Raw genomic sequence first — 23406 nt, forward strand, 5'->3', positions numbered from 1 at the left:
TAAAAACTATCTAACGAACCAAACCGTTAAATTTTGACCCGCTCGATCCAGGTTTGCCATTCACCACCGCGGCGAAGCTCCAACACCCGATAGCCCGGGCGCGAGGCTTGATCGACCGCGAACTCCAGCGCCCCGGGCATGAACTGATCCGCCATGGCCGGGCAGCCGTAGACCCCCATTCGGGTTTCGCCCAGCGTAGGCTGCTGGGCAAACGCCTGGTGAGCGTGGCCAAACAGCACGATTTTGACTTGGGGGTAGGCACTCAGCGCCTGCCAGAAAGCGTCGCGGTCCTTGAGGCCGATCGCGTCCATCCACGCAGCCCCCACGTCCACTGGCGGGTGGTGTAGGCCAATGATCGTCGGCGTGTCGCTCTGCTCCAGGCGCTCGACGAAGGCGCTTAGCTGCTCGGCGCCCAGCTCCCCATGAGGCTGGCCTTCGACGTGGGTATCGAGCAGCAGCAAACGCCAATCATCGAGCTCTACTTCGTCGAGCAGCGGGTGGCACTCGGCCATCAGCGCCGGCTGGTCATGGTTACCAGGGATCCAGAACCAGGGACACGGCAACTGCTCGAGCACCTGACAAGCATGAGTGTAGGAGGCCAGCGTCTCGTCCTGGCTTATATCGCCGCTGAACAGCACGATATCCGGGCGCTCGCGGATCACCTGTTCGACGACGCGCTCGAACTGCCGCCAAGGGATACCCGTGCGAGAGCGGGCGTTTTTATCGGCATGAAGGTGGGCATCGGTAATCTGAATCAAGCGCATCAGGGGAGCTCGGGAATATCGTAGGCGTGACCGTGAGCCAGCCCGTGGGCCAGCCACTCCCCCAGAAAGCGGTTGAGCTGCAGCTTCTCATCGGGCTGGTGCATTTTGGCGTTGGGGTAGCGGTAACGCCCGTTGAAGTGGCGCTCGCGCTGAAAGTCGGTAACCTCGGCCATGCGCACATCGTGATACAGATGCACGCGCATTTTGGGGCCTTCCAGGACGCTGTCCAAAGGCCCGCTCTGGGTCACTTCGACCATCGTGGTGTAAGGGGCCTGCTCCAGCACCGCAAGATGCAGAACCCCCAGATGCTGGTCTCTGGTGTGCAGGTTGATATCGCGCTGCTGGCCGGCCTCCATGGTGCCCACCAGGCGCAGCAGACGCGCATAGTTGGCGCTGCACTCCCCTTGCAGGGATTTTAAGTCGGTGACGTAGGCGGCTCTAGCCATCTTCGCTCCTTTCGAATTCGCCAGGGGCAGGGGTTTGGGATGGCGCGGCACGCAGCGACGCGCGCTGGCCATCCAGCCAGTAAAGCGCGATCAAACACATGGCGTTGTCGAGCCGGCCCTGACCCAAAAGCTCCCAGGCGGCGCTAAAGCTGACCACGTGAACACGAATGTCCTCGTGCTCTTCGGCAAGGCCGTGAATGCCGCCCATGCCGGTGGTATCGACCAACCCACAAAATAGCGTGACCCGCTCGTTGCACGCCCCGGGGCTTGGGTAGTAGGTGTGTAGTTTGGTCAACGCGCCGACCTCGCAGCCCGCCTCTTCCTGCGACTCGCGCCGGGCCACGTCTTCGAGGGATTCGCCTTTCTCGACCAATCCGGCCACCAGTTCGAGCTTCCAGGGCGAGCGCGGATCGTCGATCGCACCGGCGCGAAACTGCTCGACCAGCACCAGCGCGTCGCGATGAGGGTCATATAGCAGCACACCCACCGCGTCGAAGCGGCTATGAATTTCGCGGCGCATGCTATGGCTTTCGCCGCCTTCGAAGAGACGATGGCGAAGGGTGAGCTCCTCCAGACGGAAAAAGCCCTGATAAAGCGTCTCGCGCTTGTCGAGCGTCACATCCGAACGGGTTAGCTCGGGTGTGGCAAGCGCGGGGGCAAGCGATGTAGTGAGGCTGGACGCCATGGGGCACTCCCGGTTAGCACAATCGATCCATTATCAATGCTAGATGCCGGGAATGCCAATTTGCGCGCTATTAAAGCGACTGCAGGAAGGTCTGCGCTTCGCGGCGAAGCGCTTCGTCGGAAAGCTGGCGGTTTTCCCGCGCCGTGCCGTTCACCGCGCGTTGGGCGTGCTCTCGCGCCGCCTGGGTGTTGCCCTCTTCACTCAGAAAAGTGGCGTAGTAATAGTTCACGTCGATGCCATCCGGGCGGATCTCCAGGGCGCGCTGGAACATGCGCTCAGCGGTGTCGCTGTTGCCAAAGCCGAGCGGCCGGCCCGGCGCCCGGTCATAAAGCGCGCCAAGGGTGACGTAGGCCGAGCCATTGCCGCCTTGGGGGTCGAGTTCGATGGCGCGCTCGAGCACGCTACGTGCGTCCTTGGCGGTGCCAAGCGCCCCCAGGCCACTGCGCTCGCGGGCGTAGGAAGCGAGTATGATGCCCTCCCATATCAGCACGTCGGCTTCATTGGGGTTTTGCTCGGCCAACGCTTCGGCCTCGCCGCTCAGCGCCTGTAACGTGCTCTGGCGCTGGTTGGCCGGAAGCTCCGTAATGGTATGTTCCCAGCGCTTGGTTAACGAGAAAAGCTCATCCTGGTAGGCGCTAACGGCCAACGGCGAAAGGGCCAGTGCCCCGCCCAGGGTCAAAGCCAACAGCCAGCGAGAAGAGTGTGTGCGCATGAAAAGCTCCTTGGTTATTTTTGTCGCGTAATCGACATCGTCGATGAGCGGTTGAGATACGACCGCCCTGCCAAATAATGTAACGAACGTTTGAATGACTCGCCAGAACTTCTATCAGCTCATAACAGCGCTTTGAGCCAGACCCACGCTTTCGCTTAAGCTTTGGCGCACAAACGCAAGGAGAGAACCGTCATGAAAGGCCGCAACATGACCCGCTGGCGCGACCCGGCCAAGGACCCGCGCCAGGAGCCCAAAAGCAACCTGATCACCGCCCAGGGCGCCGAGCGCCTGCGCGGCATTCTCGATCACCTTTCAAGGGTGAAGCGCCCCGCCATCTCCGCCAAGGTAGGCGAAGCCGCCGCCCAGGGCGACCGCTCGGAAAATGCCGACTACACCTACAACAAGAAAGAACTTCACCGGGTGATCGCGCGGATTCGCTATCTCACCAAGCGCCTGGACGAGCTGCAGGTGGTCGACCGCTTGCCGGCCAACACCGACAAGGTCTTTTTCGGCGCGTTTGTCAGCCTGGAAGACGATGACGGTGAGCCGCTGGACATTCGCATCGTCGGCCACGATGAGATCGATACCCAGAAACGCTGGATCAGCGTGGACTCGCCCATGGCCAAGGCGTTGCTTGGCAAGGAAGTCGATGACGAGATCACGGTGCAAACGCCCAGTGGCGAGACGTTCTACCTCGTCTCGGCGATTCACTACGTGCCATAAAACCATCGCGCCGAGAAACCCCGCCGGGGTTTAGCGCCTTGCCAAACCGGCGCGGTATACCTTGAAGCGCCGGTTATCCGCCAGGGTTTCGACATCACTCAGGGCGCGCTGTAAAAGCGGCGGATAGGGTAAAAACGCATTGGCGACCAACATGAGCTGCCCCTGGGGGCTCAAATGCTCGCGGGCCTGCTCGATCAGCCGGGCGCTGGGCCCGTAGCTAATATCGCGCTCCTGGTGAAACGGCGGGTTGCTGACGATGACGTCGAACTGCTCGTCCTCGAGCGCCTCGAACACATCGCTTTCGAGCACCCGGGCGCTCAATTCGTTGGCCGCGAGCGTTCGCTGACACGCCTTCACCGCGAAGGCGCTCACGTCCACGGCGGTCACATCAAAACCGCGCTTGGCGAGCCAGGCGGTGATGATGCCGTCGCCGCAGCCCATATCGAGCACGCGAAGCGGTTTTTGCGGCAGGTGCATTTCAAGCTGTTCCAGCAATAGCCGGGTGCCGTCGTCGACCTTGCCGTGGCCGAACACGCCGGGGTGGCTGACAAGCGCCAGATCCTGCGCTTCGAACGTGGTCCAGGCATTTTCCGGGTCGCTTGCCCCCCGGGTGCGCGTGGTGAACAGCGTACAGCGCCGGGCGTTGTCCAGCTTGTCGCAGGCCATGCCCTGCTCGTCCAGGAATTGGGGCACGCGCTTGATGCCGCCCTGGTGCTCGCCGACGATAGCCACCGCCGTGCCTTCCGGCAGCGTGTGGCAAAGCCACTGTAGCCACCAAAGCCCCAGCTGGTGCGCCTTGGGCCAGAAAAGCACCACCTGGCCGGCGGCCAGATCGATCTCGGCGTCAAAAGGGCTTTTGGCGCTTTTTTGCTGGGCCTGCCAGGCAGTGCGCAGCGCGACGTTATCACTGACCATGGCCGCCGAACGGTAGATCAGCCAGGCGTCCTCGGGTGGGGCGACCGGGCAAAGCGCGGCCGCGTCACCATAGTAGCGCTCGAGAAGTTGGCAGGCGGGAAGTTGGGCACTCATGAATCGGCCTCGGGTTTGGTTAATGTATAAAGCAAATAGCGCCCCAGTCGCCAATGCGGGTCCTGGCGGCAGTACTGTTTTTCCAGCGCCAGCAGCGTGGCTTGTTCGGTTTCATCCACCGGGGGCGTGCGTAGATAGTCCTGAAAGATGCGAATGCCGGCCACCGCCTGCACCGCGAGCCCGCACTCCTCGGCCCACTGGCTGATATCGGCGTGGGTCACCGGGGAGATCGGCGTCAGCCGCTGGCGCTTGCCCTTGCCTTCCAGCTCGTCGCTCAAGGCCTTTTTTAGATTACCCTTCACGGCGTTGGAGAAGCGCAGCGCATCGCGGTTGAAGACCATCAGACTCAGTTGGCCGCCGGGGGCCAGCAAAGCGGCCAGCACGCTCAGTGCCTCGCGGGGCTGGCCCAGCCACTCGAGCACCGCGTGGCAGGTGATCAAAGGCCAGGGGCCAGGGGCCTCGCCGGGTAGCGCTTGAAGCGGCGCCTGCAGGTAACGAATGGCCTGCTCGGGCACCGTTTCCCGCGCCTGATGCCACTGGCGGGCGTAGTCGAGCATATCGCCGGATGGCTCGGCCAGCGTCACGCCGTGGCCGCGCTCGGCGAACCAGGCCGCCTGCTGGCCAAGACCGCCGCCGATGTCCAGGGTGGCCTGGCCGTCGAGGGTCAGCATCTGCGGCAGCAGGTAGTCCAACATGGCCAGGCGCAGCTCGCCGCGCGGAGCGTAGTAGAGCGAGCGGGAGAACTTGTCGACCATACCGTCGAAGTAGCGATCCCCCGCCGGGGTCAGTTCATAGATGGAGTGCATGCCTTTCGCCAGATGGCTCTCAAAACGGGCAGTTTACCTTGCATCAATCGCGAACGCTTGTGATGGTGGCCGCTGCGGCCAGGGGGCGAACTGCTCGAGCGCCCCGGCAAGCCGCATGAGCGTTTTATCCTCGCCCATGCGCCCCACCACCTGCACGCCCACCGGCAGACCATTGGCCGCCACGTGCAGCGGCACCGACATTGCCGGCTGGCCGGTCAAATTGGCCAGCTGCGTATAGGGTGTACGGCTTAACGCATCGACGGCCAAACGCTTCAGCATCCCCGCCTTCAAGGCAATCGTTGGAAGGCCAGGAAGCGCCAATAGCTTCATGAGCTGCTCCCGCGCTCGGCTTGGGTAAAGTTCGCCGCGCCTGGGCGCGGTGTCCGCCGTTACCGGCATCACCATCACATCAAAGCGTTCGTGAAACGCGCTCATTTGCGCCGCCGCGGCGTACCACTCGCGCTTGGCCAGTTCGTACTCCCGTGCGCCCAGCTTTGCCCCCAGGCGGCCAATAGCGCGGGTCGCGGGCTCGATGGCCAGCCGACCAAGCGGCGTGTTCGTCGCCCGGCCCAGCCAGACAAGATCCGCCGCCAGATGGCCCAAATAAAGCGTCAGGTAGCTGTTGGCCAGCGCCTCGCCGTCGACCGGCGGGTCCGCCCACTCCACCTCGTGGCCCATATCCGCTAGGGCCTTGCCCGCCTTCTCGATGGCGGTTTTGACCTCTGGCGAGAGCGTCGTTTCAAGGCCTTTCGAGAACGGTTCGCCCAACGAGAGCGCAATACGCAGCGGCTTGCAGGGCGCAGAAAGCGCTGCCAGGTAACCGGTTTCACGGGCTACCGGGTAGGGGCTGCCCGGCAGCATGCCGTTGATGTGTTCTAAAAGCGCGGCGCTGTCGCGCACGCTGCGGGTCAGCGCGTGTTCGATCACCGCGCCCTGCCACACTTCACCCTGGCCTTGCGCGAGCGGCACCCGCCCGCGGGAGGGTTTGAAGCCGAACAGCCCGCAGTAGCTTGCCGGGATACGCAACGAGCCGCCGCCGTCGCCCCCCAGCGCCAGCGGCACCATACCGCCCGCCACCGCCGCGGCGGCGCCCCCGCTCGAGCCCCCCGGCGAATAGCCCGCGCGCCAGGGGTTTTCCGGGTGCGCAAACGCCCTGGGCTCGGTAATGCCCATCAGGCCAAGCTCCGGGGTGGCGGTTTGGCCAGCAATCACCAGCCCCGCCTGGCGCGCCCGGGTGATGATCGGCGCGTCCTGCGTCGCGCGCCAATCCATAAGCGCCGCACTGCCACTGGCCAGCGGCTCGCCGGCCATGCCCATCAAGAGATCCTTGCTCAACGTGGGCACCCCGGCAAACACACCGTCATCGTTTAGCGAGGCACTTTCGCGCCGAGCCTGGTCGGCGCGGGTTCGCACCACGGCGTGCAGCGCCGGGTTCAACTGTTCGATGGCGCGTAGTGCGCTATCCAACAGCTCTTCACGGCTTACTTCGCGACGGCGAACCAGCTCGGCCAGCCCCAGTGCATCAAAACGCTGATACTCATCCAGGCGCATGCGGTCTCCCTTTTTTGTTCGGTAATGCCGGCTTTCGAAAGGCTCTAATGCTCACTCTACCACTTTAGGCGATCTTGTCTTCGCCTCTCAAAACCACTAGTTTGAAACGTCAATGGGAACGTTCCCATCGCAGTCATGAATTCAGTCATGAATAGAGCCAGCGCATGTCCCAAACGCCACCGCGCGCCACCCTGATCGAAGTGGCCAAGCGCGCCCACACCTCGAAAACCAGCGTGTCGCGCTATTTCGGCCCGGAGCGCGGCAAGCTCTCGGCCGAGCTTTGCGCGCGTATCGAGGCCGCGGCGGGCTCGCTTGGCTACCAGCCCAATCAGATGGCGCGGGGCTTAAAGGGCGGCGGCTCGAAGCTTTTGGGCCTGCTGGTGGCGGATATCCGCAACCCGTTTTCGGTGGCGATTGCCCACGGCGTCGAGCAGGCCGCGCGGGCGCAAGGCTACTCGCTGCTCGTCTGCAACACCGATAACGACCCGGTTCAGGAGCAGCGCCACCTCGAACTGTTGGCCGGCTACCAGGCCGAGGGCATCATCATCAACGCCACCGGCCAGCCCCAGGCGCAGCTTCTAACGCTCGAGCGTCGCGGCGTGCCGGTGGTGCTGCTCGATCGCGAGATTCCCGAGCTGGGGGAGCAGGCGATCGGTCTGGATAACGCGCTGGCCATCGATATGGCGCTGGAGCACCTCATCGCCCAAGGGTATCGCTCGCTTTTATACGCAAGCAACGCCCCGGAGAGCGCCAGCGCTCGCCAACAGCGCCTGACCCGCTTTCAAACCCGGTGCGCGGCGCTTGGCATCAATTCGCGCACCCTTACCCATCTCGAGCCTGATGCGATCTCCCAAGCGCTGACCGAGCTGACCGCGACCGCTCACACGCCTTGCGCGGTGCTCTGTGCCAACGGGACCGCCACGCTTGCCGTGGTCGAAACCGTTCAGCGGTTGCGTTTAACCCTCGGGCCGCTGGGGCTGATAGGCATCGACGAGCTCGACTGGTGCGCGCTGATGACCCCGAGCATCACCACCCTTGCCCAACCGTGCGATGCGATCAGCCGCGCCGCGGTGGCCCGGCTGTTAACGCCCGATGCCCCCATCGACTATCGTCATCCGCCGCGTTTGATCCCCCGCGGCAGCACCGTTTTAACCCACCCTTTACCGACCGCTGGAGCACTACATGGCTAACACCGCCTCAACCGATTCATCGCTGAGCGTACTGACCTTTGGCGAAGCCATGGGCATGCTGGTCGCCGACACACCGGGGCCGCTTTCGTCCATCGAGCACTTTCACCGCCGCCTGGCCGGCGCGGACAACAACGTCGCCATCGGTCTTTCACGGCTGGGCTACTCGGTGGGCTGGCTAAGCCGGGTCGGCCAGGACAGCTTCGGTGACTTCATTCGCCAAACGCTTAAAGCCGAAGGCATCGACGCACGCTACATTCATACCGACACCCAACACCCGACTGGCCTCATGTTCAAGGAGCGCGCCGAAGGCGGCGCCGACCCGCGGGTGGAGTATTTTCGCCGGGGCAGCGCCGCCAGCCACCTGGCAGTAGAAGATGCGCAAAGCATCGACTTCGCCGCACTCACTCACCTGCACGCCACCGGTATTACCCCGGCGCTTTCGCAAAGCGCCCAAGACTTGACGCGCCACCTGATGCAAAAGGCCCGCGCCGCCGGGGCGAGCGTTTCGTTCGACCCGAACCTGCGCCCCTCGCTTTGGCAAAGCGAAGACGTCATGCGAGACACCTTGAATGAACTCGCTCGCCATGCAGACTGGGTACTGCCGGGGCTCTCGGAAGGCCAGCGGCTGACCGGCGAGCAGGAGCCCGCGGCAATAGCCGATTTCTATCTCGAGCGCGGCGCCAAAGCGGTCATCATCAAGCTCGGCCCCGAGGGCAGCTACTACCGGGGCCATTTGGGCGGCCAGCTTGAAAGCCTGCACGTGGCGGGGCAACCGGTGGCCAACGTGGTGGACACCGTCGGCGCGGGGGATGGTTTCGCGGTGGGTACGATCAGCGCACTGCTCGATGGCTTATCGCCCCAACAGGCGCTTGCCCGTGGTAATTTGGTTGGGGCCCAGGCGGTGCAGGTCGTCGGCGATATGGAAGGCCTGCCCACCCGTGAACAACTTCAGGCGCTGGAGCGCTGAACCGACAACAACGCACGCAAGGAAACCGCATGAGTAAAACCGTTATCGTGATGGGTACGCTGAGCGACAGCCAATGGGCCGAACTCGAACAGCACTTCGAGTTGATCGAACTGGCCAAGCCGCTGGATTTCCAGGCGCCCAAAACCCTTGATGTCCTCTCCCGCGCCCACGCCCTGATCGGCTCGGGCCTGCCCATCACCACCGAGCTACTCGACGCCGCACCGAAGCTCGAGGTGGTCGCGACCATTTCCGTGGGCTACGACAACATCCCGGTGGACGAGCTCACAAGGCGCAACATCCTGCTTTGCAACACGCCGGACGTGCTGACGGAAACCACCGCGGATACCGGCTTTACGCTTCTGATGGCCACCGCCCGGCGCGTGGTGGAACTGGCCACCTGGGTGAAAGCGGGCGCCTGGGAGGTGAGCATCGGCCCGGACCTTTACGGCAGCGACGTGCACGGCAAGACCCTGGGCATGGTAGGGTTTGGCCGCATCGGCCAGGCGATTGGCCGACGCGGGGCGCTTGGCTTTGGCATGAAGGTGCTCTACTCCAACGCCTCCCCCAAGCCCGATGTAGAAAGTGAATTAGGCGCCGAGCGGCGCGAACTCGAACAGTTGCTCGCCGAGTCGGATTTCGTCTGCCTGACCGTACCCTTGACCGAACAAACCGAAAAGCTCATCGGCGAGAAAGAGCTTTCGCAAATGAAGCGCACCGGCATTCTGATCAACATCGCCCGCGGCAAGGTGGTCGACGAAGGGGCGTTGATCCAGGCGCTGGAAAGCGGCGTGATCCACGCCGCGGGGCTGGACGTGTTCGAGCAGGAGCCGCTTTCCGACACCTCACCGCTGCCCGGCATGGCCAACTTGGTCGCCCTCCCCCACATCGGTTCGGCGACGCTGGAAACCCGGGCGGCCATGGCCCAGCGCGCGGTGGACAACGTGCGCCTGGCGCTCACCGGCGAGCGGCCGATTAGCCTGGTCAACGAAGAGGCGTGGAAAACGGCGTAGCCGGTCTGTACTCATCATCAGCCCTCACCCTGGTACTCACCACCAGACAAGCGCCTTCGGGCGCTTTTTTTATGCCCACTCCAAGGGCCAACCCTCGACCAATGTCTCAATTGACCTGGCGATCAATCCCGCTAAGCTAACCAACAATCAAATATAAAAATAACTTTTATATTTGAACAGCGCTTCACAACAACATCACAATAACGCTATTGGAGAGTTCGTTATGCGCCCTTACCTGTCAGTCATTGCCACCCTTGCCCTGGGAGCCAGCTTCCCTCTTCTCGCCGCGGACTACACCTTCAAGTACGCGCACTCACAAACCGACGATGCGCCGCGCTCGGAGTCCATGCGCTTCTTCAAGGAGACCCTCGAAGAGCGCAGTGACGAACGCATCGCGGTGGAACTCTACTTCAACGGCACCCTTGGCAAGGAAGAAGACGTTCTCCAGCAGGTGCAGATGGGCCTCATCCAGGGCTATCGCGGCGGGCTCTTCGCCCAGGCCAACCCGGCCTACCTGATCTACGCCATGCCGTTTCTCTTCGAAACGCCGGAAGAAGCCATCGAGGTGATGCAAAGCGAGCTGGGCCAGGCCATCGATGCCGATGCGCGCGCCAGCCAGCTGCATATTCCGGTGACCGGCGTGGCCGGGGGCATGCGTCAGCTCACCAATAACGTGCGCGCCGTCAACGAGGTCGCCGACCTGCGGGGCATGAAGATCCGTACGCCGCCGCTGGCGCCTACCCTGCGGGCTTTCGAGGCGCTGGGCGCATCGCCCCAGCAGGTGCCCTATACCGAAACCTATATGGCGCTGCGTACGGGCGTGGTCGACGGCCAGGAAAATCCGCCATCGAACATCGCCGATATGAAGTTCAACGAGGCGCAGGAGTACCTGACACTGCTGAACTGGCAGATCCATCCCGACCCGTTTTTCATCAGCGCTCAGTGGTACGACCAGCTCCCCGAAGAGATGCAGACGCTGGTCGACGAAGTGGCGGTGGAAACCATGACGCGCTCCAACGAACTCTGGCTCGCCTCCGAGGCGAACTACCTCGAGACCCTGGGTGAGTCCATGGAGATCAACGAACTCAGCGATACCTCGCGCCAGAGCTTCGTCGAGGCAGTGGTACCGGTTTGGGAGTTCTTCGTCGAACGGGGTGATTTCAGCCGTGAACAGCTCGATGCGGTGCTGGCCCAAACCGGTCATGGCGAAGGGCAGGAGTAATGAGCCAGCCGTCGTCGCTTCAAGACGTGGCAAGCGATACGCCTGGCATGCGTATCGTTAGACGCGCCGCTGCCCTGCTCGAGAATCTGATCGCCGCGCTGGTGGCGGCGATCTTTCTGCTTTGCTTCACGTTGGTGGTGCTTCGCTATCTGTTCGGTATCGGCTTTGCCGGTGCCGAGGAGTTGATGCGTTTTCTGTTCGTCTACTCCACTGCGCTGGGCGCCTCTGTCGCCATATTGCGCGGCGAACACATTCGCATCAGTGTCTTCGTCGAGCGCCTACCGCCGGTCTATCTGAAAGCGGTCGATAGCCTACGCCACCTGCTGGTCGTGCTCTTCAATGGGTACCTTGCCTGGCTTAGCCTTGGCTGGATCGGCCAGGTGGGCCGTTTTCGCTCCGCAGTGCTCGACGTGCCCAACTGGGTCGTGCAGATCAGCGTCCCCATCGGGGCGGTTCTGGTCATTTTGTTCTCGCTGGCCGTACTGGTCGGTGGAGAACGCCCCGCTACCCGTCGCGACGGCGCTCAGGAGACCCAGGCATGACGCTGCTACTGATCGCGCTCTTCGCGCTCTTGCTAATCGGCGTTCCCATCGCCTACTCCCTGGGGCTATCGGGGCTGCTCTACTTCATCGTGCTACAGCCCAACCTGATCGGCGTACTGCCCCAGCGGGTGCTGTCGGGTATGGATACCTACACCATGATCGCCCTGCCGCTTTTCATCCTCATGGGGCTGATCATGAACGCCTCGGGGATCACGACGCGGTTGATCGACTTCTGTTTGATGCTCGTGGGCCGCTTCCCTGGCGGGCTTGGCCACGTCAACATCTCGACCTCGATGATCTTCGGGGGTATTTCGGGCTCGTCGGTGTCGGATACCGCCTCGGTGGGCTCGGCCATGATTCCCGAGATGACGCGCAAGGGCTATTCGACCGAGACGGCGAGCGGCATCACCGTGGCCTCCTCCACCATGGGCATGATCATTCCGCCGAGCGTGCCCATGGTCATCTATGCGGTCACCGCCCAGCAGTCCATCGGCACGATGTTTTTGGCAAGCCTGCTGCCGGGACTCATGATCGGACTTTTCATGATGGGCGTGATCGCGCTGATGGCGGGTCGTCACGGCTATCCGCGCGCCCACGCAGGCTTGAGCGCCACCGAGAAGCGCCTGGTCATCCAGCGTTCGGTACTCGCGCTGCTGATTCCGGTCTTCGTGGTGGGCGCGGTGGTCGGCGGCGTGGCAACGGCCACGGAGTCCGCGGCCATCGGCGTTGGCTACGCTTTGTTTCTGGGGCTGGTGGTCTTTCGCAGTCTGACGCTTCGCGAGCTACCGGCGCTTTTGCGCTCGGCGGTCATGACCAGCGCGACGGTCATGATCATCATCGCCATGAGCCAGCTCTACGTCTGGATCCTGACCATGGAGCAGGTTCCGCAACTGCTCGCGGGTTACCTGGGCGGGCTCGAACTTTCGCCCTTCATGCTGTTGCTGGTCGTGGCCCTGGCGGTGCTGTTCATCGGTACCTTCGTCGACGTGACCCCGGCCATCCTGCTCATCACGCCGGTGGTGCTGCCGATTCTGGTCGCCGCCGGCATCTCGCCGGTGCAGTTCGGGGTGCTCTTGATCAGCGGTTTGGCCATAGGACTCGTGACGCCGCCCGTCGGCATGTGCCTAAACGTTTGCTCATCGATCACCGGGCTCTCCATCGGCCGTATTTTCCGGGGCGCCCTTCCGTTTCTGCTGGCCAACGTGCTGGTCATGCTACTCGTCATGAGCATACCCGCGCTTACCCTGTGGCCCCTCATGTTCTTCTCTTGAGGCGTTTGTTTAGCCGTTTTTTATCGATACCCGCCCATCGAGGCAAAAGGAGCTTACATGGACATTCTTCAAGCCGTTCACGAAGACCACTTCAAGACCCTGGATACCCAGGGCCTGCGCGACAAAATGCTGGTGACGCAGATCATGTGCCCGGGGGAGCTCAAGCTGACCTACAGCCACGTCGATCGGATCATCATCGGTGGCGCGGTCCCCACACAAGGCTCGCTCACCCTTGGCGATGGCAAGGAACTCGGCGTTGCTTACTTCCTCGAGCGCCGTGAAATGGGCGTCATCAACATCGGCGCCCCGGGGCGTATCGTGGTCGATGGCGAAAGCGTCGCGCTCGGGCGCCATCACGGCCTCTACATTCCCAAGGAGAGCCGGGACGTGCGTTTCGAAAGCGATGACCCAGCCGATCCGGCGCGCTTTTACATCAACTCGGCTCCGGCCCACGTGCGCTTGGCCCTTCGCCACATCCGCCCCGAGGATGCCTCGCCCATGACCCTGGGCGACCCGGCCACGGGCAACGTGCGCACCATCAACAAGTACCTGCACGCCGACGTGCTCGAGACCTGCCAGCTCTCCATGGGGCTGACCGAACTCGACGCGGGCAGCATGTGGAATACCATGCCCTGCCACACCCACGAGCGCCGCATGGAGGTTTATTTCTATTTCAACCTGGCCGAGGAGGACGTGGTTTTTCACCTATGCGGCAAACCCGAGGAAAGTCGCCACATCGTGGTTGCCAACGAGCAGGCGGTGATTCACCCCAGCTGGTCGATTCACTGCGGTTTCGGCACGCGTCGCTACACGTTCATCTGGGGTATGTGCGGCGAGAACCTTACCTACGACGACATGGACTTCGTTGCCACTCGCGACCTGCGTTAAGCCAGGCCGCTTATCCACCAAGGAGACGACATGGAGCTTTTTTCTCTCGAAGGCCGTACCGCCATGGTGACCGGCTGCAACAAGGGTCTGGGACAAGGGATCGCCATTGCCCTGGCCCAGGCGGGGGCCGACATCGTCGGCGTCAACCGTAGCCCCGCCACCGAGACCGCCCAGCGCGTCACGGCACTGGGCCGGCGCTTTCATGGCGTCGAGGCGGAGCTTGGCCGGTCCCGCCCCGAAGACATCGTCGGCCAGGCGCTCGAGCAGGCAAGCCAAGTCGATATCCTGGTCAACAACGCCGGGATGATCCGCCGGGCGAACGCGTTGGACTTCACCGAGCAGGACTGGGACGAGGTAATCGACGTCAACCTGAAGTCAGTGTTCTTTTTGAGCCAGTGCATCGCCCGGCATCTGCGCGAGCGCGAAAGCGGCGGTAAGATCGTCAATATCGCCTCGTTGCTGTCGTTTCAGGGCGGCGTGCGCGTGCCTTCCTATACGGCCAGCAAAAGCGGCCTCATGGGGCTCACTCGTCTGCTGGCCAACGAGTGGGCCGCCCACGATATCAACGTCAACGCGATCGCCCCGGGCTACATGGCAACGGACAACACCCAGGCGCTGCGCGACGACCCGAAACGCCATGACGAAATTCTCGGTCGTATTCCCGCCGGGCGCTGGGGCACGCCGGAAGACCTGGCCGGCGCTGTGGTATTCTTGTGCTCCGACGCGGCGCGCTACGTACACGGCCATACCCTGGCGGTGGACGGTGGCTGGCTTGCCCGCTAAGACGAACACCCAAAGGCCCCCGCCGATAAAACGACGATGAAAGGAAGCGGTATGAAGGACAAGGCGGAGACCCATTATCACGCGCCTGCACTGGAGAAGGGGCTGGATATTCTGGAGCTGCTCGCCCAGTCGTCCCAACCGTTGAGTACCCAGGTGATTGCCGAGCAGATCGGGCGCAAGACCAACGAGATGTATCGTATGCTGATGGTGCTGCGCGATCGCGGCTACGTGGCCATGGATGAAAGCGGCAGCCGCTACCAGCTATCGCTCAAGATGTTCGAGATGGCGCACCGCTTCCCGCCGACCAAGCGCCTGGTACAAGCGGCCATACCGCGCATGGAGGCGCTTTGCTACGAAATCTCGCAATCCTGCCACCTGAGCGTGCTACGCCCCGGGCACCTGTTGGTCGTCGCCCAGTACGAGAACCCGGACAAGATGGGGTTCAGCCTGCGCCTGGGCGCCCAGATCGACATTTGGGGATCGGGCTCTGGCGCGGTGATGCTCAGCTTTCTCGACGAAGCGCGACGCGAACGCATGCTCGAGGCCAGCGGGGCCACGGATGAGGAAGCCGAGCGCACCCGCGCGCTTTTCTCCACTATTCGCCACCAGGGCTACTTCGTCGGCCCGAGCCCCCAGGTGCAAGGCCTGACCAACATTAGCTTCCCGATATTCGGCGTGCACGAGTCCATCGAAGCGGTCATCACCATTCCCTACCTGACCCTGATTCCCGAGGCCATGCACCGCGACGTCCCGGACATCGAGCGCTGCCGGGCACTGCTCGGGGAGCTCGCCGCGGCCCTCTCGGCGGACATCGGTGGGGCAGCGAGTAACGCTTCCTGCTAGGATAGAATATTTGCTCATCTGACCGAGGCCGCCATGAACGCTCCCCTGTGTTTACTCTTCGACTCCGACGGCACGCTGGTGGATAGCGAAATACTGCTGGCCGAGGTGATGGGCGAGATTCTGCCTGAGTGCGGCCTCCCCTTTTCGGCCCGCCAGTACATGGAAGAGTTTCGCGGTGTGCGTTTTCAGAGCATCGTCGAGGCGCTGGAAGGCCGCTTTCAGCCGTTGACGCCAGAAGCGTTCACCACGCTCGAAGCGGGTATGCGCTCGCGTATGGAGGCCCGTATGCGCGCCGAACTTCAACCGGTAGCCGGTATGCCGCAGGCGCTTGAGGCGTTAAGCGAGCATCCCAAGGCGGTGGTCTCTAACGGGCCCGAGCGCAAGATTCGCTGCGCCCTGGAGAGCACCGGGCTCGAGCATTACTTTGCAGGCAAGCTCTTTAGCGCCTATACCTTGAACGTCTGGAAGCCGGATCCAGCGCTTTATTTAAAGGCCGCTGCCGCCATGGGCTACCCGCCCAGCGAATGCGTGGTGATCGATGATGCGGCGGTAGGCGTGGAAGCGGGCCTGGCGGCGGGGATGCAGGTGATTCACCTGAACCATTTCCCCGACGAAGAGCGCGCCCCCGAAGGCGCCATCGAGATTCAACACGCAAGCGAGCTGCCCGGTATCATTGCCGGGTTGAAAGGGATGTCTCCCGCTTGACGTAAAATCGCTGGCGTTTCGCTAGCGACAAAAAAGCCCCGCCTGACGTACATTCAGACGGGGTTTTTTTTGGCGGGTAGCGCGGCTACCTGGCAGTCAACTGCCGCACGGCGACCTCGACCCCACGTAGCTCGGAAAGGCCGCGTAGGCGCCCGTAAAGCGGGTACCCCGGGGCGGTGGCGCGCGCCTGGTCATCCAGAATATGGTGGCCGTGGTCCGGGCGAAGGGGAAGACGTCCCCCGCCTTCGCGTTCGCGCCGGCGCTCCTCCTCTATCAGCGCTTGGATCACCCCGACCATATCCACGTCGCCTGCCAGGTGCGGCGCCTCATGGAAGCTTCGCGCATCCTGGGCTTCGCGTTTCGTCGCGCGCAGGTGGGCAAAGTGAATGTGCGGGCCAAAGTGGCGCGCCATCGCCACCAGGGCGTTATCCTCGCGCACCCCGTAAGAGCCGGTGCAGAAGGTAATGCCGTTGGCGGGGCTGGGTACGCAGTTCACCACCCACTGGGCGTCGTCCTGGGTCGATACCACCCGGGGAAGGCCCAAAAGCGGCCGGGGCGGGTCGTCCGGGTGAATCGCCATGCGAATGCCGACCTCTTCGGCGACCGGAATCACCGCGCGCAGAAAGTAGCCCAGGTTCTCGCGCAGTGTTTCTGCGTCAATAGCCGCGTAGCCCGCCAGGGCCTCGCGAAACTGCGCCAGGGTATAGTGCTCCTCGGCGCCGGGAAGCCCCGCAATTAGCGTATCGATCAGCTTGTCGCGGCCCGCCTGGTCCAGCGATTCCAGATACGCCTGGGCCTCACGTTGCTCTTGCTCTCTGTACTCGCTCTCGGCACCGGGGCGCTCGAGCAGGTAAAGGTCGAACGCCGCAAACGCGGTTTGATCGAAACGTAGCGCCCGTGCTCCATCGGCCAGCGCGTAGGTCAAATCGGTGCGCGTCCAGTCGAGAATCGGCATGAAGTTATAGCAGACGACATCGATCCCGCAGGCGGCCAGGTTTTTGAGCGTTTGGCAGTAGGTCTCGATGAGTTCATCACGTGCGGGCAGGCCCTTCTTCACGGCCTCGGGGACCGGCACGCTTTCGACCACCGACCAGGAAAGCCCCTCCGCCTCGATCATCGCCTTGCGTTCGCTGATCGCCTCGACCGACCAGACCTGGTCGTTGGGAATGCCGTGCAGGGCGGTGACGATGCCACTCGCGCCGGTCTGACGAATCTCGCTGAGTTGGATCGGGTCGTTTGGTCCGAACCAGCGCCAGGTATGTTCCATGCTGTGTCCTTATAGCGAGCGCTAGTTAGTGCTCAAGATGTGCAAGCGCGTGTTCGACGCCGTGTTCGGTCAATGTACGGTAGGCCTCGACGACCTGGCGCTTGAACGCCTCATGGTGCGCGAGGGCCTTGGGCATCACCGCCTCCAGTGCGAAGAAGGCGTCGACCAGCGTGGCGGCGTCCGTATTGCGTTCATGAAGCGATGCCAGCTTCTCGGCCATCGGGTCTTCGACACTGAATGCTTGACCAGAGAGCGTAGTGCCCTGGGTATAGCGAATCCAGGCGGCCAAGCCCAGTGCGACGCACGCGGTGCTGCGACCGGCGGCCAGGTTGGCCTCGACCACCTGCAGCCAGCGCTGGGGCAGTTTCTGGCTGCCGTCCATGGCGATCTGCTGCAGGCGGTGGCGCAGGCTGTCGTTGGCAAAGCGCGCCAGTAGCGAGTCCGCGTAGGCGTTCAGGTCGATCTCATCGGGCATATCCAGCGTCGGGGCGGCCTCCTCGCGCATATAGCGGCTCAAAAGCGCCTTGAAGGCCTCGATTTGCACGGCATCGAACACGGTTTCGATATCGCCCAGAGCGCCCAGATACGCTAAAAGCGAGTGGCTTCCGTTGAGCATGCGCAGCTTCATGGTTTCGAACGGCGCGACGTCCGACACCATGGTCACGCCCTCCTCTTCCCAGCTCGGGCGGCCAGCGGGGAAGTGATCCTCGACGACCCACTGGGAGAACGCCTCGCACACCACGGCGTTGCCATCGTCAACATCCAGTGCCTTGAGCGCGGTGAAGTCCTGCTCGGTCATGGCCGGCACGATACGGTCGACCATGCTGCAGGGAAACGCCACGCTATCCAGAACCCACTCGGCCAAGGCAGTGTCGTTTGTCCGGGCAAGCTGCGCCACGGCCTGACGGGTGCGCTGGCCGTTGTCCGGCATGTTGTCGCAGGAGAGCACGGTAAACGGTGCAACCCCCGCCGCCCGACGGCGCTTTAGCGCCTCGACCAAAATACCCGGCGCGGTGCGTGGCGCTCCGGGCGTGGCGATATCCGCCTGGATCATCGGGTCGTCTGTCAAAAGCTCGCCGCTTGCCGGGTTGAGAAAGTAACCCTTCTCGGTCACGGTGAGTGTGACGATGCGCGTATCCACTTGGCTCAAGCGCTCGAGCAGCGCCTCCAGGTCGCGCCCCCACTCGCCCTCTTTGGCCTGGCCTGTGAATAGCGCCTCTTCGATAACCCCCACTTCACGCAGCGTTACGCTGTCGCTGTCCTGGTACTCGGCCACGTGGTAGCGAAAATCCGCCTTGCGCAGCGCATCGACCAGATCGACGCTTTTGCGCAGGTTCGCTGCACTTACGCCCCACTGGGTGTCACCGGTGCGGTGTCGATAGCGCTCGAGATAAACGGCCTGATGGGCGCGATGAAACGCACCCAAGCCGAGATGGACGATGCCGATTTGGCCCGCGGCCTGAACCGCTTTAATGGTTTGCATGCTCAATGCCGTCCCCTCTCTGGCGAGTGCTTATACATCGATACCGAAATAGTCACGTGCGTTGTTGAAGCAGATGTTGGTCACGAGCTGGCCAAGCCAGGCTTCGTCATTGGGTAGCTGCCCCTCTTCGGCCCAGCGCCCCAGCATACGGCACAGAAGGCGCCGGAAGTATTCGTGGCGCGTGTAGGAAAGAAAGCTGCGCGAATCGGTCAGCATCCCCACGAAACGGCTCAACAGCCCGAGCTGGGAGAGCTGGGTCATCTGCCGCTCCATACCATCGAGCTGGTCGTTGAACCACCAGCCGGAGCCGAACTGCACCTTGCCGACAATGCCGTTGCCCTGGAAATTACCGGCGGTCGTGGCCAGCACTTCGTTGAAGATGGGGTTGACGCAGTAAAGGATGGTACGCGGCAGCCGGTCGTCGCTATCCAGCGCGTTCAAGAGCTGATTGAGCGGCGCGGCAATGGGCCGGTCGTCCATGGAGTCGAAGCCGGCATCGGCGCCTACTTCACGCCAACCGCGGCTGCTGTTGTTGCGCAGTGGCCCCATATGATACTGCTGCGCCCAGCCCCGGCGGTGATATTCGCGCCCCAAAAAGATCAGCACGGCGGTCATGAACTGCGCCTGCTCCTGCTCATCGGGAAGCGTGCCTTCCAGGCGGCGCTTGAGGATGGCGTTTAGCTCGGCCTCCGTGGCGGTGGCATACGCCACGCGCTCCAGGCCGTGGTCGGAAATCTTGCAGCCATGCTCGGCGAAATGGTCCATACGCTTTTCGAGCGCGCCGTAGAGCGAGGCCATATCGCGTATCTCGATGTCCGCGGCGCGACCCAGTTTTTCCAGGTACGCCGGGTAGTCGTCGGCGGCGGGCTTGAACGCCCGGTCGGGCCTAAAGCTTGGCAATACCTTGATGCCAAAGCTCGAATCGGCGGCAATTTGCGCGTGATGGCTCAGGTCATCGGCCGGGTCGTCGGTGGTGCCGACCATCCGCACGTTCATCTGTTCGAGGATACCGCGGGCGGAAAATTCGGGCTTGGCCAAAAGCGCATTGCTCTCGTTCCAGATCGCATCGGCAGTCGACGGGGACAAGAGCTTATCGGTGATGCCAAAGGGGCGCTTGAGTTCCAGATGCGTCCAGTGGAAAAGCGGATTGCCCAGGGTATAGGGAACCGTGTCGGCCCAGGCCTGGAATTTCTCGTAATCGCTGGCATCGCCTGTGCAAAAACGCTCATCCACGCCGTTCCAGCGCATGGCGCGCCACTTATAGTGGTCCCCTTTCAGCCAGATCTCGGTCAGGTTCTCGAAGCGGCGGTCCTGAGCGATATCCTGGGGGGAAAGATGGCAGTGGTAATCGAATATGGGTTGTGCGCTTGCGTAGCCGTGATACAGACGCTTTGCCATCTCACTATCGAGAAGAAAATCCTCACCGAGAAATGCTGCCATGAAGGCCTCCGTTGCAATCGTTGCGCCCGGGGGTAGAAAAACCACGAAACGGGCCACCCATAAAAATTGGTTAGGCCAAAGAGTCGGCGCGAGCGCTTGGAATGTCAACCTTTGCCCCACCAACTGCGACCAAAGGCTTATTTAACAAAACTATTGGTTAGTCCAATTTAGCAACCTGCTTTTATTGGCCCAATGACCAACACCTACAAGCACTCTTTCAAGCCGGCTTTTCAGGAGATAGGGCAACATGCACAAAGGCGTTTTTACAGTCTTGTCGAGCGCGCTGATCGCGCTGTCGGGCTGCTCGATGCCCTCAGAGGTTTCGTCGGACGTTACCCAACTGAGGCTCGCCCACAACATGAGCGAGACCCACCCTGTTCACCAGTCGCTTGCCTATTTTGCCGAGCGAGTGCGTGAGAAAAGCGGCGGAGAGCTTGTATTCCAGCTCTATCCCAATGGTCAGCTGGGCTCCGAGCGCGAGGTCATCGAGCTGGTACAAACCGGCGCCGTCGATGTTACGAAAGTGAGCGCCACCGCGCTCGAAAGCTTCTCTGACGTCTATTCGCTGTTTAGCGTGCCCTACCTCTTCGCCGATCCGGATCATTACTACCGCACCATGGATAGCGAGATCGCCACCGATATCTACCAGCAAACCTCGGACAACGGCTTCTTCGGCCTGACCTATTACGACTCCGGCGTGCGCAACGTCTATACCATCGACACGCCAGTGCGTACCCCGGCGGACATGCGTGGTTTGAAACTGCGGGTTCAACCCAGCCAAACCGCGCTGGAAATGACCCGACTAATGGGCGGCGCGCCCACGCCCATGGCCTACGGGGAAGTGTATACCGCCCTCCAGCAAGGCGTGATCGATGGCACCGAGAACAACGAAACGGCGCTGACCTCTTCCAATCACGGTGAGGTGGCCAAGGAGTACTCGTACACCGCCCACGCCATCGTTCCGGATCTGCTGATTTTCAGCCAGCACCGCTGGCAGAGCTTTACACCGCAGCAACAAGAGTGGCTGAGAGACGCCGCGATCGAATCCACCGCTTTTCATAAAGAGCTTTGGGCCAGAGAGATCGAGCAGGCCGTCACAAAGGCGCAGGAGATGGGCGTGAACTTCCACCACGACGTGGATGTAGAGGCGTTTCGCGAGTCGGTAGCGCCCATGCACGAAAGAGTGCTGGAAAACCCCGTGCTGGCGCCACTTTACGAGCGCATACAAGAACTAACGGAGTCTTGAGGCCATGATAAACACGATCAATCGCGGGCTTTGTAAGCTCATCACGGTGCTTACGTCGGTCATGCTAGCGGTCATGGTGCTGGTGGCATTATGGCAGGTAGTGAGCCGCTATTTGCTCAACGACCCCAGCACGTTCTCCCAGGAATTTCTGCGCTACTCGCTCATCTGGATCACCATGATCGGCGGCGCGCTCGCCTTTCATACCAAAAAGCACATCGCGGTGGAGATGGTGGTCAACCGCTTCTCTGCGCAGCGCCAGAAAATGATTCGTTACCTCGTACTCGTACTGCTGATCCTGTTCTCTACCCTCGTCATGATTTATGGCGGTATCTGGCTCGTTTCCTTGACCATGTCTCAGCAGACCGTCTCGCTGGGTATACCGATGGGCTATATCTACCTTTCGCTACCTATTTCGGGTGTGCTGATCCTGTGGTTTTGCATTGTAGAACTCATCAATGGAAGCCCCGGTACCCCCGCCGATTTCGATCAAACCCTGGACGTTTAATAAACAATAAGGCATTCGCGCCATGACGATCATCGCAGGTTTTAGTCTACTTATATCTTTCTTCGTTTTTCTATTCATCGGCGTGCCGATTGCCATCAGCATGGCCGGTGCCTCTATCGTGACGATGCTACTGATCGCCCCGTTCGATGTCGCCGTGTTCACCTCGGCGCAGAAGATGGTGACCGGTATCGACAGCTTCACGCTGCTGGCGGTCCCGTTCTTTTTGCTGACGGGCATCATCATGAACCAGGGCGGTATTGCGCTGCGCCTGGTCAACGTGGCGAAACTCTTTACCGGACGTCTACCGGGTTCGCTTGCGCACACCAACATCGTGGGTAACATGCTGTTTGGCTCGCTCGCCGGCTCTTCGGTGGCGTCGGCCGCGGCGATCGGCAAGGTCATGCATCCGCTGCAGGAAAAGGAAGGCTACGACCGTAAGTTCTCTGCCGCCGTGAATATCGCCTCGGCACCGACCGGGTTGATCATTCCGCCCACGGGACTTTTCATCATTTACTCGCTGGTCAGCGGCGGGACCTCGGTCGCCGCGCTGTTTTTGGCGGGCTATATTCCGGGCATCCTCTGGGGACTGGCGACCATGGCGGTGGCGTTTATCATCGCCCGGCAAAAAGGCTACACCTCGCCCTCCAACGTGCCTTTTAGCGCGGCGATAAAAGTGGTGTGGGATGCGATTCCGAGCCTCTTTTTAATCGTCATCATCATTGGCGGTATCATCGGCGGCATATTTACCGCGACCGAGGCCTCGGCGGTGGCCGTACTGTATGCGTTGCTGCTCTCGTTTGCCTATCGCAGCTTATCGATCAAGCAACTGCCTGGCATTTTCAAAGAGACGGCCGAGCTTACCGTCGTCATCATGTTTTTGATCGGCACGTCTGCCATGCTGGCTCTGGTCATGGCGTTTACCGGTATACCCGCAGCCATCAGCGCCGGCATCCTGGCGCTTACCGACAACCCCATTCTGATTCTCATCCTGATCAACATCATTTTGCTGTTGATCGGTACCTTCATGGACGTCACGCCGGCCGTTTTGATCTTCACACCCATCTTCTTGCCGGTGGTGTCGGAGTTCGGCATGAGCCCCGTACACTTTGGTGTCGTGCTCATCGTCAACCTGTGTATCGGTAATATCACCCCGCCCGGCGGAAGTGCGCTATACGTGGGTAGTACGGTAGCCAAAGTCAAAATGGAAGAAGTCATCAAGCCGCTTCTGCCTTTCTATGCGGCGGTCATCGCGGTTCTCATGCTGATCACGTTCCTGCCGTTCATCAGCGAATGGCTTCCGCGCCTGGCCGGCCTAATGTAATTTTCAA

Annotated in this window: 24 protein-coding genes; 14 read left to right on the plus strand and 10 right to left on the minus strand. The window is 61.9% G+C overall.

Annotated elements, in window-relative coordinates; all coding sequences use genetic code 11:
* Window positions 1–26: 26 nt before the first annotated feature.
* From ACWHXT_RS10505 to ACWHXT_RS10520, 4 genes are all read right to left on the minus strand, one after another.
* On the minus strand, window positions 27–764 hold the full coding sequence (locus tag ACWHXT_RS10505) for a metallophosphoesterase (RefSeq protein WP_447955783.1): 738 nt from the start codon (window positions 762–764) through the stop codon (window positions 27–29).
* Window positions 764–1210: a DUF1249 domain-containing protein gene (locus ACWHXT_RS10510; RefSeq protein ID WP_447893632.1), complete on the minus strand. Its 447-nt coding sequence runs from the start codon at window positions 1208–1210 to the stop codon at window positions 764–766. Before ACWHXT_RS10510 ends, ACWHXT_RS10505 begins: the two co-directional genes overlap by 1 nt.
* Window positions 1203–1895, minus strand: coding sequence for an NUDIX domain-containing protein (locus ACWHXT_RS10515; RefSeq protein WP_447955784.1), 693 nt, complete (start codon window positions 1893–1895; stop codon window positions 1203–1205). Before ACWHXT_RS10515 ends, ACWHXT_RS10510 begins: the two co-directional genes overlap by 8 nt.
* A 70-nt stretch (window positions 1896–1965) precedes the next feature.
* Window positions 1966–2607, minus strand: a complete 642-nt coding sequence (locus tag ACWHXT_RS10520) for a TRAP transporter TatT component family protein (RefSeq protein ID WP_447955785.1) — start codon at window positions 2605–2607, stop codon at window positions 1966–1968.
* 192 nt (window positions 2608–2799) lie between these two features.
* Here ACWHXT_RS10520 and greB point away from each other — a divergent pair, with 192 nt between their 5' ends.
* The gene (gene greB / locus ACWHXT_RS10525) at window positions 2800–3330 is read left to right on the plus strand and encodes a transcription elongation factor GreB (protein WP_447893634.1); all 531 of its coding nucleotides are present in this window, start codon (window positions 2800–2802) and stop codon (window positions 3328–3330) included.
* A 30-nt stretch (window positions 3331–3360) separates the two neighbouring features.
* On the opposite strand, the gene ACWHXT_RS10530 is transcribed toward greB, so the two are convergent.
* From ACWHXT_RS10530 to ACWHXT_RS10540, 3 genes are read right to left on the minus strand one after another with little or no spacing between them, the layout of a single operon-like run.
* Window positions 3361–4359: a methyltransferase gene (locus tag ACWHXT_RS10530; protein ID WP_447955786.1), complete on the minus strand. Its 999-nt coding sequence runs from the start codon at window positions 4357–4359 to the stop codon at window positions 3361–3363.
* Window positions 4356–5165 (minus strand): methyltransferase domain-containing protein, encoded by an 810-nt coding sequence (locus tag ACWHXT_RS10535; protein WP_447955787.1) that lies wholly within the window; start codon window positions 5163–5165, stop codon window positions 4356–4358. Before ACWHXT_RS10535 ends, ACWHXT_RS10530 begins: the two co-directional genes overlap by 4 nt.
* 33 nt (window positions 5166–5198) lie before the next feature.
* On the minus strand, window positions 5199–6716 hold the full coding sequence (locus ACWHXT_RS10540) for an amidase (protein WP_447955788.1): 1518 nt from the start codon (window positions 6714–6716) through the stop codon (window positions 5199–5201).
* 164 nt (window positions 6717–6880) lie between these two features.
* Between ACWHXT_RS10540 and ACWHXT_RS10545 the strand changes: the two genes are divergently transcribed.
* From ACWHXT_RS10545 to ACWHXT_RS10590, 10 genes are all read left to right on the plus strand, one after another.
* Window positions 6881–7906, plus strand: coding sequence for a substrate-binding domain-containing protein (locus tag ACWHXT_RS10545; protein WP_447955789.1), 1026 nt, complete (start codon window positions 6881–6883; stop codon window positions 7904–7906).
* Window positions 7899–8873: a sugar kinase gene (locus tag ACWHXT_RS10550; RefSeq protein WP_447955790.1), complete on the plus strand. Its 975-nt coding sequence runs from the start codon at window positions 7899–7901 to the stop codon at window positions 8871–8873. Before ACWHXT_RS10545 ends, ACWHXT_RS10550 begins: the two co-directional genes overlap by 8 nt.
* A 29-nt stretch (window positions 8874–8902) precedes the next feature.
* A complete protein-coding gene (locus ACWHXT_RS10555) occupies window positions 8903–9883 on the plus strand; it encodes a 2-hydroxyacid dehydrogenase (protein WP_447955791.1) in 981 nt (326 codons plus the stop codon).
* 223 nt (window positions 9884–10106) lie between these two features.
* Entirely contained in the window at window positions 10107–11105 is a 999-nt protein-coding gene (locus ACWHXT_RS10560; RefSeq protein ID WP_447955792.1) for a TRAP transporter substrate-binding protein, read from the plus strand.
* Window positions 11105–11647, plus strand: coding sequence for a TRAP transporter small permease (locus ACWHXT_RS10565; RefSeq protein ID WP_447926306.1), 543 nt, complete (start codon window positions 11105–11107; stop codon window positions 11645–11647). The genes ACWHXT_RS10560 and ACWHXT_RS10565 overlap by 1 nt, the downstream gene beginning before the upstream one ends.
* On the plus strand, window positions 11644–12918 hold the full coding sequence (locus ACWHXT_RS10570; protein WP_447893644.1) for a TRAP transporter large permease: 1275 nt from the start codon (window positions 11644–11646) through the stop codon (window positions 12916–12918). Before ACWHXT_RS10565 ends, ACWHXT_RS10570 begins: the two co-directional genes overlap by 4 nt.
* Before the next feature lie 57 nt (window positions 12919–12975).
* Window positions 12976–13806, plus strand: a complete 831-nt coding sequence (gene kduI / locus ACWHXT_RS10575; protein ID WP_447926307.1) for a 5-dehydro-4-deoxy-D-glucuronate isomerase — start codon at window positions 12976–12978, stop codon at window positions 13804–13806.
* Between the two features lie 30 nt (window positions 13807–13836).
* Complete coding sequence (kduD, locus tag ACWHXT_RS10580; protein ID WP_447926308.1) at window positions 13837–14589, plus strand: 2-dehydro-3-deoxy-D-gluconate 5-dehydrogenase KduD; 753 nt, start codon at window positions 13837–13839, stop codon at window positions 14587–14589.
* Between the two features lie 51 nt (window positions 14590–14640).
* Complete coding sequence (locus ACWHXT_RS10585; RefSeq protein ID WP_447893647.1) at window positions 14641–15432, plus strand: IclR family transcriptional regulator; 792 nt, start codon at window positions 14641–14643, stop codon at window positions 15430–15432.
* Window positions 15433–15465: 33 nt separating this feature from the next.
* The gene (locus ACWHXT_RS10590; RefSeq protein WP_447955793.1) at window positions 15466–16137 is read left to right on the plus strand and encodes an HAD family hydrolase; all 672 of its coding nucleotides are present in this window, start codon (window positions 15466–15468) and stop codon (window positions 16135–16137) included.
* An 85-nt stretch (window positions 16138–16222) separates the two neighbouring features.
* Here the strand turns inward: ACWHXT_RS10590 and uxuA are convergent, their stop codons facing one another.
* The 3 genes from uxuA to uxaC are packed head-to-tail and all read right to left on the minus strand — an operon-like array spanning window position 16223 to window position 20327.
* Window positions 16223–17404, minus strand: a complete 1182-nt coding sequence (uxuA, locus tag ACWHXT_RS10595) for a mannonate dehydratase (protein ID WP_447955794.1) — start codon at window positions 17402–17404, stop codon at window positions 16223–16225.
* 25 nt (window positions 17405–17429) lie between these two features.
* A complete protein-coding gene (locus tag ACWHXT_RS10600) occupies window positions 17430–18887 on the minus strand; it encodes a mannitol dehydrogenase family protein (protein WP_447955795.1) in 1458 nt (485 codons plus the stop codon).
* 30 nt (window positions 18888–18917) lie between these two features.
* A complete protein-coding gene (uxaC, locus tag ACWHXT_RS10605; RefSeq protein WP_447955796.1) occupies window positions 18918–20327 on the minus strand; it encodes a glucuronate isomerase in 1410 nt (469 codons plus the stop codon).
* Between the two features lie 247 nt (window positions 20328–20574).
* Here uxaC and ACWHXT_RS10610 point away from each other — a divergent pair, with 247 nt between their 5' ends.
* Genes ACWHXT_RS10610 through ACWHXT_RS10620 form a run of 3 tightly spaced genes read left to right on the plus strand, consistent with a single transcriptional unit; the run spans window position 20575 to window position 23399 of the window.
* Entirely contained in the window at window positions 20575–21573 is a 999-nt protein-coding gene (locus tag ACWHXT_RS10610; protein WP_447926313.1) for a TRAP transporter substrate-binding protein, read from the plus strand.
* Between the two features lie 4 nt (window positions 21574–21577).
* Entirely contained in the window at window positions 21578–22078 is a 501-nt protein-coding gene (locus tag ACWHXT_RS10615) for a TRAP transporter small permease (protein WP_447893654.1), read from the plus strand.
* A gap of 22 nt (window positions 22079–22100) precedes the next feature.
* The gene (locus ACWHXT_RS10620; protein WP_447955797.1) at window positions 22101–23399 is read left to right on the plus strand and encodes a TRAP transporter large permease; all 1299 of its coding nucleotides are present in this window, start codon (window positions 22101–22103) and stop codon (window positions 23397–23399) included.
* The last annotated feature ends 7 nt before the right edge of the window (window positions 23400–23406 follow it).

This window comes from Vreelandella halophytica (assembly GCF_968193635.1).